This is a genomic window from Megasphaera sp. AF13-6AC (assembly GCF_027685385.1).
GTDB classification, from domain to species: Bacteria; Bacillota; Negativicutes; order Veillonellales; family Megasphaeraceae; genus Megasphaera; species Megasphaera micronuciformis.
In genome coordinates this window covers 1-1,156 of the sequence record NZ_JAQCUN010000235.1, presented here as the reverse complement: position 1 = coordinate 1,156, position 1,156 = coordinate 1, and the positions used below count along the sequence as shown (strand labels likewise).

At 45.0% G+C, this 1,156-nt stretch carries 1 protein-coding gene and 1 pseudogene; both read left to right on the top strand.

Annotated elements, in window-relative coordinates:
- Nucleotides 1–618 (top strand): annotated as a pseudogene (locus PGX78_RS08460) (RNA polymerase factor sigma-54); the annotation flags it as partial.
- An 82-nt stretch (nt 619–700) separates the two neighbouring features.
- The gene (locus tag PGX78_RS08455) at nt 701–1,072 is read left to right on the top strand and encodes a DUF488 domain-containing protein (protein WP_270446507.1); all 372 of its coding nucleotides are present in this window, start codon (nt 701–703) and stop codon (nt 1,070–1,072) included.
- The last annotated feature ends 84 nt before the right edge of the window (nt 1,073–1,156 follow it).

The following is a 1,156-nucleotide window of genomic DNA, read 5'->3' as shown; positions in this document are numbered from 1 at the left end:
CCAGAAGGAGAACTGGTCATTGACACTAAAACCGCCTCCGTTCGCCCCATATTGTTCCAGGCCTGTCCGTCTGTACGCTTCCGTTCCGACTTGTATTCGAACTATCACAATACGGGGGATAAGCCGACAAAGCTCTTTTTGAGTCACGCCAAACGTTCATATGTAACCCTACGTTCCGCCCTGGCTTATCGTTCCGATTCCATTCGCCGAGTTTTGGAAGTTATTGCAACCGAGCAGCAGGAATCATTGCTGACAGGGGCGCCTTTACAACCGTTAACACAACGCGATATTGCTTTACGGACGGGACTGAGCGAAACAACGGTAAGCCGAGTCTGTAAAAATCGATATATACTTTTTCGGAATCACACATATAAAATTCAACATTTTCTTTCTCGTGCTTACGAAAAAGATATAGGCTCCAGTATTTCCGACGACGAGGTAAAGCGAAAACTACTCTCCCTGATTGACAAGGAAGACCGTTCCAAACCCTATTCGGATAATGCTTTAACGAAACTTCTCGTCGCCCAAAACATCCCTATCGCCCGTAGAACGGTAACTAAACTGCGATTGCAACTGGGTATCCCCAACAGTACCATTCGAAAGGCTCATGATTCTTAATTGCTAAAAATCCACTGTAGAAGTATAATTTAAATATCCGCAAGGATACAGTTATTATACGTAATTAGCGGGGGATGATCTCATGGGTAAATTACAGTGGAAACGCGTTTACGACGCACCGGAAGAAAGTGACGGATACCGTATTCTTATTGATAGACTTTGGCCCAGAGGCATGAAAAAGGAAGCGGCTGAACTCTCCGACTGGGCCAAAGACATTGCTCCGTCAACGGACTTGCGCAAAAAGTACCATAACGGCGAAATTTCCTACGAAGATTTCGCCATCGCCTACGACAAGGAGTTATCCGAGAATCCGGGTTTACCGGCCTTTGCTGAAGAAATCAAAGATCGCCTTCGTAACGGTAACGTAACACTCCTTTATGCCGGAAAAGAGCCGGATAAAAGTCAGATTCCTACCTTAAGAGCTCATATTAATAAACATGAACACATTAGCTGAGAAAGGGTGTATTTACTAATGAAAACACTGAAAATCGAAACGGTCGTAGGTCGTGAAATCATCGACTCTCGCGGCAATCCCACT

What these genes read in the sequence shown, in the direction of transcription:
- PGX78_RS08455 (WP_270446507.1), top strand. Translation starts at nt 701, where the DNA reads ATGGGTAAATTACAGTGGAAACGCGTTTACGACGCACCGGAAGAAAGT.